The following is a 6,296-nucleotide window of genomic DNA, read 5'->3' as shown; positions in this document are numbered from 1 at the left end:
GAGGGCCTCCAGAGCCGCGCGGACGCTCTCCCCGGCCAGCTCCGTGCGGTTCAGGTCCCGTACCGCGCTGATGACATGGGTGGCGTCGGTGCGCTGCTTGCCGCCGGCGGCCACCAGGTCGGCCTCCTTGCAGTGCTCCAGCAGCCGGTCGAACACGGCGCGCTCCAAGCCGTGTTCGGCAAGGCGGGCGCGGAAGCGGGGCAGCACTGTGTGGTCGAAGCCGGTGTCGGCGAGCTCCATCCCGAGGGCGTACTTCCAGTCGATGGCCCGCACCGCCATGGCCGCGGCCTGCCGGTCGGTCAGGTTCTCGGCGAACTGCAGCACCGTCACCAGCGACAACACACCCGGCGACAGCCCCGGGGCGCCGCGCGTACCGAACGCCCCGGCGAACGGCTGATCGGTGAAGACCCCGCCGAGGTGGTCGCGCACGCGTATCGCCAAGCTCCCCTTGGGCAACGCCTTACGGGCCACGGCCGCGGTCTGCTCGGGGACCGGCGGCAGGTCCTTGGGACGCATCGACATCTCTCACCCCTGCGGCCGTGGACGGAGGAAACGCCCCGCAGGAACGATCATGCCGCAACCACCAGACGCACAGTCAGGAATTGCGCACCAGAGTCCAGTACCGGGGCAAAGTCGCCAGCCCCGATCTGCAGAGGTTTGCCGGAACCGTGTTCAACATCCACCATGCCGACGTGGCGGTGCTGGTGACCACCGGAACCGTCACCACCCCCGCGGATCGCCTGGCCAAGGCTGCGGGCATCGAGATCGTGCACGCCGACCGGCTCGACCGGTGGGCCGACGGAAGAGATCAGCCGCCCTGGCATCACAGCCGCACCCCGTTGCCGCCCGAAGGCGGACCCTGACCGGACCGTACAACCTGGTCGGAGCCCCGTCGGCTCCAACAACGCAGCGGAGGCCGGCGTGCTGCTCCCGGTACGGGGGCACGCCCGGCCTGCGCCGTGTGGTTACGCGTCTCCGGTGGGCCCTGCGAGGGGACTGCTGCAGGGGTCGGTGACACCTGACCCGGCTTGCTGAGAGGCAGCCTGGAAGGATGTTGCGGTGCCCAAGCCGTATCCGAAGGAGTTCCGCGAGGACGTCGTGCGGGTCGCGCGCAACCGCGAGCCCGGCGCCACGCTGGAACAGATCGCCGCCGACTTCGGCGTCCACCCGATCACGTTGTCGAAGTGGCTGCGCCGCGCCGAGATCGATGAGGGCGCCAGGCCCGCAACGGCCTCGGGTGAGTCGGCCGAGTGCACTTCCCAGGAGGCTTTGAACAGTTCATCGAGATCGCCTTGCCAGACGGCGCCGGGCGGATGAGCGGTCAGGGCCCACCGGGGCGAAGTACCAGGCACCGCGCGAAACCGGTTCGCCGCGCGCCAAGGCGCGCGGCGAATCGTCGGCGCAGTTTTCGCCGCTCGGTACGTTTGGCTTCGTCGATCAGGAAATTCCTGATCGACGTGAAGAACATCTTCTCCAGGGAAGCGTCGTCGACCGTCTTCGGGAAGCAGGTCAGGAGGAAGTTCTCGCCCTTCCTGCCGATCATCTCGAACAGGAGTTCGTCAACGGCCTCGTCCGTCCACGCGACATGACCTTCGGCCGGTGGGAATCCCTGGGATCGTGCCACCTGACGCCCGACGCGTCGCAGCAGCTCAAGACCCAGATCACCAAGCTGGCCGTACCGTGCCAGCTCCTCGTGCGCTCCGCCCGCCATCGACCACCTCGGGCTCACCCTGCGGACTGCGCCGTCCGCACTGGCCTCTTCCCACACACCTCCCAATGCCCGGACGGGGATCCGCCGCGCCGGTTGGGTCAGCACGAGGAGGCTCGCCCGGCTGCGAACGGCGATGCGTGAGAACACTCCGGGCACGGACGAGCGGCAGGCTCGACTCGCCGTCCGGCCGATGGGCCATGCAGCGACTTCGCTCTCCCCGCGTCCGCCATCCGGGACGATACCCAGCAGGCGGTGGAGGTCCGCTGTGACCACACGTACGCGTTGCCGAGCTTGAGGAGCGTGACCGGGTAATCGCCCCGCTTCACCAGCGCGTAATCCGCGCTGCGGCCGATCGTCAGCGCCTTGTTCGCTGTGTCGAGGTCGACGGCGACAGGCAGAGCAAGCAGCCCCGCGGGTCATCCCCCTGCCTCTCCGTCCCAGGAACTTTTCAGGGACTTTCAGCCCTGTCCGAGGGACTTCCGAGGGACTTTCCGCCGCCTGACGCGGCAAGCCCTCGAAAGACCGGAAAGGGCCTCCAACGCAGTTCAGAGGCCCTTTCCCAGACAAAGCCGCAGGTGGCGGCAGACGAGTCGGGCTGTACGCCGGGTTCTGTCGCCCGGTCGCCTCGCGGCGGCCGGGGAGACGGCCATCCATCTAGGGCCGGCGTTGCCACCGGCCTCCAGCGGTCTACCCGCGGACTCGGGCGGGCAGCCCTCGAACGTCCGCGCAGAAACACCGGGGTGTTTCCTTTTGACCTTGCTCCGGGTGGGGTTTACCTAGCCGCCTGAGTCGCCTCAGGCGCTGGTGGTCTCTTACACCACCGTTTCACCCTTACCGGGGACCGAAGCCTCCGGCGGTCTGTTTTCTGTGGCACTGTCCCGCGGGTCACCCCGGGTGGCCGTTAGCCATCACCCTGCCCTGTGGAGCCCGGACGTTCCTCGGGGAGCTCCCCGTCAGGGGGTCTCCACGCGGCCGTCCGCCCGGCTCGTCTGCCGTGTCGACCATGGTACCGGGCGTGGGCCCCGCTTCGACGCGGCGGCCGTGGGCAGAACCGAGCCGGTGAGGATCAGGGCGAACGCGGCCAGGACCGTCGCCGTCAGGGATTCGTCGAGGAGGAGCACCCCCGCCGTGACCGCGCCCGCCGGGCTGACGTACGTGATGACGCTCGCCCGGGTCGGCCCCGCCTCCCCGATCAGCCCCAGGAAGGCGACGAACGCGATCGCCGTACAGACGGCGCCCAGGGCCGCGAGGGAGATCAGGGCCCCGGCCGAGGGCAGCTCGGCCGGCCTCGTGAGCACGGCGGCCGGGGCGTACACCAGCGCCGCGAGCGTCGGGCAGACCGCGGTGAGCTGGAGGGACGGGACCTGCTCCAGATGGCGGGCGGCGTCCAGTGGAGCGAGGGCGCAGCCCCGGGCCGTCACCAGCACCTCGGCCGGCGAGCGGGCGTTGCCGCCGCTCAGCTGCGGCACCGGCGAGGACACCCACGGCCAGCAGGCCTGCAGTGGATCTGGAGAGGTGGCGTGGGTGCTGCCGGCGGGCCGGGGGGAGCGGCGTGCAGGGCGCGGTAGGCGTAGCCCTCGGGGACGGCCGGGCCGCCGGTGTGCGTCTCGCCGGGTTCGGGGACGACGATGGTGCCGGCCCCGGAGACGATGCGCCCGCCGCGGTACGCGATGGCCTCCAGACCTTCGACGGTCAGGTCACGCCGACCGTGCACTCGCCGTGGGCGTGCGGGGCGTACTCGTGCCGGTCGAAGCGTGCGGTGAGCAGGTCGGCCGATGGCCCGCAGCGCCCGAGCCGCGCCCAGGCCAGGCCAGCCGGCCTGTTCCCGTACGTTCGTCACCCGGCACCCCCGGCCACAGGGGATCAGAGGAAGCAGGCGGTAGCCAGGTCGGATTTCACGGCTCGGTCACGGCAGGGGCTGTGGGAGGCTGCTGGGCGGGAATGAGGGCCGTCGGCACGGGCGCCCGCTCGGCAACCCGGAACAGCTCCGCCGCCGACCGCCTGCGCCGCCGGTCCGACACCACGACCCCACCCGTCCACTTGCCCGTTGCCGTCCGGTACCGGTGCTGCAGTTCACCCACACGAGGGCAGTGGCGATCCCTTATGGCCGCGTAGGCGGGATGGCAGTGGGTGTTCCACGTCAGGTCCTCCGCATAGGTGGCACAGGCCGCCGGGAAGAGTACGGCGGAGATCAGCAGGTCGGCGATCTGCAGGCCGATGTGGGAGTCGCTGTGGCCGAATACGGGCGACTCGGCGACGTGCGGCATCAGGTCGCCGCCCGCCCGGAACTTCCGGGTCGTGACGCAGTGGACGTTGTCGACGTTCTTGCTCTTCGTACGACTGTCGAGGATCACCACACCTCGGCCCTCACGCCCGGCGAGGAAGTGGTCGAAGTGGGCACAGAGGGAGGCGACCGACGCGCCGTACATCGCGTCCTCCACGTTGGCGACGCCGTCCTGCTTGACGCAGATCTTGGCCAGCACCCGGCAGTCGTGGCGCTCCAGCATCGTCAGCAGCTTGCCGATCAGACCGTGCGCCATGCGGACCTGGTTGCGGTTGCCGTTGCGGAGGTGGGATCGGATGTTCGAGCCCTTGATCTCGGTGCGGATGACCTCGCTCAGCTTGACGGCGGTCCGCAAGGTGGGGCGGAACTGCTTCTTCAGGGTGATGAAGTCCCAGGTGAGTGAGCGCAGTTCGGACTCTTCGACGACGATGCCACCGATGACCATGACCGGCGGCGCTTCCGGCGTGGAGGGATCGACCGTCTGACCGTCGCCGGACTCGTCGACGTAGCACAGGTACAAGCTTTCCTCCGCCGGAAACAACTACGGCCGCCCCGGAATCCTGAAGGGCGGCCATAGGGGTTGCTGCGCTGGGCGCAGCCTTGTTTTGATGCTGAACCCAGCCTATGACGACTCCCCGCACGCGCGCAACTACGGATTGTCATCCGGCTGCTGTCCGGCAGCCGCCTTCCGGGCATGGGCGAAGCGCTCGGCGGCGCACACGGCCGACCGGTTCACCGCTGACGTGGCGCCAGGCAGGGGCAGGGGCAGGGCTTCGGCGCCGCGGCCAGGACCACCGCGGCCGTCCTGCGCACCACGCCCGGCCACAGGGGATCAGAGGAAGTCGGCGGTGTCCAGGTCGAATGCGAAGGGGCGGGGAGGGACAGGGTCTTCCCCGGAGGGCGGGTGCAGACCTCCCGGTAGTCATCGCGGTGGTCGTCGCGTTCCAGGGCGCCGAACAGGGTGATCGAGGAGGCTTCGCGGTCGACGAGGAGGCAGAGGGGGATGCCTCCTCGGGCGTAGCAGCGGCGTTTGGTCTCGCGGTCGGCCTTCGGCTTGGCGGAAGTCACCTCAAGGACCGGGGCGACCCCGTCACAGGGCATCCAGGAATCGGCTCCCCGGTGGAGCCGTAGCTCCCTCGGGGGCAAAAGTGCCGTCCGGGATCAGGCGGTCCTTCGGGCAGCCACCACCGCTCCGCAGTTTCAGTCCCTTGTTCCCGGAGAACTGCATCCTGGTCCGGGAACGCTCGAGCACCTGCTCCACGATCAGTCCGATGCAATCCTCGTGATCCGCGTCCGGCGGCGGCGTCACAACGATCTCTCCCTCGATCGGCTCCGCCCGGAAACCTTCCGGGGTGTCCAGGGCGAGAAATCCCTCCAGCAGGACGTCTTCCTGCGTGAGCGGCTCGTGGGCCACCGCAGTCATGTCACGCCCCTCCTTCTGCCGCCCGTCAGACTGGGACATCGGCTGATCACCTGTCCGTGATATCGGGAATCGTCCACTCGGTCGTGGCACAGGATCATGGCCCTCGTCAGATGCCACGGCCGCCGGCTTGACCCTGCCGCGACGTCAACGTCTCTACTGGGGTCATGCGGATCGGAGAGCTTGCCGCGGCCGTCGGTGTCACCCCGCGGACCGTGCGGCACTACCGCCATCTGGGGCTGCTGCCGGAGTCGGAGCGGCGGGCCAACGGGTACCGGGACCACACACTGCGGCACGCCGTCGTGCTGGCGCGGATCAGGCGGCTGACCGAGCTGGGGGCTCGGGCTGGCCGAGGTGCGGGACGTGCTCGCGGGCGACGCCGGCAAGGACCTCGTCGAGGTGCTGACCGAACTGGACGAGGACCTGGCACGGCAGGAGGCGGCGGTCCGGGACCGCCGGGCGCGGCTGCGTGCGTTGCCGGAGACGGAGGGCGGGCTGACCACGGAGGGGCCCGCCTCCCCCGAACTGGCCGCCCTGTTCCGGGAAGTGGCGGATCTGTCCGACTCGCCCATGGCCGCCAGGGACCGGGAGGTGCTCGCCCTCATCGAGACCGCGGCGCCCCCGGAGCGGCGGGAGCGGCTGATGGGCCTACCGGCCGGGTTCATGAAGGTGCCGGGCGGTGTGGAGCGCGTGCTCTCCGCCCACGCGCTGCTCGACGAACTCGCCGACGCCGAACCGGACGACCCCGTGTGGAGGAGGCCGCCCGCGTCCTCGCCGGGTGTCTGCCCGCCGGCCTGCTCCCGGAGGGGGCCCCGCTCGACGAGGACCACAGCTTCCTGCATGCCATGTACGCGGACTTCCCCCCCCCCCCCCCCCCCCCC

At 70.2% G+C, this 6,296-nt stretch carries 5 protein-coding genes, 1 other RNA gene and 5 pseudogenes; 3 read left to right on the top strand and 8 right to left on the bottom strand.

Going from position 1 to position 6,296, the window contains the following annotated elements:
- On the bottom strand, positions 1–522 hold a 522-nt coding region (locus TU30_RS16125), incomplete at its 3' end, for a transposase (RefSeq protein WP_042170285.1).
- Positions 523–602: 80 nt separating this feature from the next.
- On the opposite strand from TU30_RS16125, the gene TU30_RS34145 reads away from it, so the two are divergent.
- Together TU30_RS34145 and TU30_RS36510 are read left to right on the top strand one after the other, a co-directional pair.
- Positions 603–863 carry a restriction endonuclease gene (locus TU30_RS34145; RefSeq protein WP_234307878.1) on the top strand — a complete coding sequence of 87 codons (261 nt, stop codon included), beginning with the start codon at positions 603–605 and terminating at the stop codon, positions 861–863.
- 196 nt (positions 864–1,059) lie between these two features.
- Positions 1,060–1,317 carry a transposase gene (locus tag TU30_RS36510; protein WP_107068476.1) on the top strand — a complete coding sequence of 86 codons (258 nt, stop codon included), beginning with the start codon at positions 1,060–1,062 and terminating at the stop codon, positions 1,315–1,317.
- Between the two features lie 4 nt (positions 1,318–1,321).
- Here the strand turns inward: TU30_RS36510 and TU30_RS36505 are convergent, their stop codons facing one another.
- The 7 genes and pseudogenes from TU30_RS36505 to TU30_RS16095 all read right to left on the bottom strand — a co-directional run bounded on the left by TU30_RS36505 (position 1,322) and on the right by TU30_RS16095 (position 5,418).
- On the bottom strand, positions 1,322–1,858 hold the full coding sequence (locus tag TU30_RS36505) for a hypothetical protein (protein WP_199816861.1): 537 nt from the start codon (positions 1,856–1,858) through the stop codon (positions 1,322–1,324).
- Between the two features lie 90 nt (positions 1,859–1,948).
- Positions 1,949–2,118: pseudogene (locus TU30_RS37265) on the bottom strand (integrase); the annotation flags it as partial.
- 175 nt (positions 2,119–2,293) lie between these two features.
- Positions 2,294–2,699: RNase P RNA component class A (gene rnpB / locus TU30_RS32905), an RNA gene on the bottom strand.
- Positions 2,700–2,817: 118 nt separating this feature from the next.
- Positions 2,818–3,132, bottom strand: a pseudogene (locus tag TU30_RS38310) (DMT family transporter); the annotation flags it as partial.
- 122 nt (positions 3,133–3,254) lie between these two features.
- Positions 3,255–3,520, bottom strand: a pseudogene (locus TU30_RS34130) (AraC family ligand binding domain-containing protein); the annotation flags it as partial.
- 86 nt (positions 3,521–3,606) lie between these two features.
- Positions 3,607–4,515 carry a DUF3800 domain-containing protein gene (locus TU30_RS16100; RefSeq protein WP_042170278.1) on the bottom strand — a complete coding sequence of 303 codons (909 nt, stop codon included), beginning with the start codon at positions 4,513–4,515 and terminating at the stop codon, positions 3,607–3,609.
- A 312-nt stretch (positions 4,516–4,827) separates the two neighbouring features.
- A pseudogene (locus TU30_RS16095) lies at positions 4,828–5,418 on the bottom strand (Uma2 family endonuclease).
- A gap of 164 nt (positions 5,419–5,582) precedes the next feature.
- On the opposite strand from TU30_RS16095, the pseudogene TU30_RS16090 reads away from it, so the two are divergent.
- A pseudogene (locus TU30_RS16090) lies at positions 5,583–6,296 on the top strand (MerR family transcriptional regulator); the annotation flags it as partial.

It is taken from the genome of Streptomyces sp. NBRC 110035 (assembly GCF_000829695.1).
GTDB lineage: Bacteria > Actinomycetota > Actinomycetes > Streptomycetales > Streptomycetaceae > Streptomyces.
The sequence above is the reverse complement of the archived record's forward strand: the minus strand, read 5'-3'. Positions and strand labels throughout refer to the sequence as shown.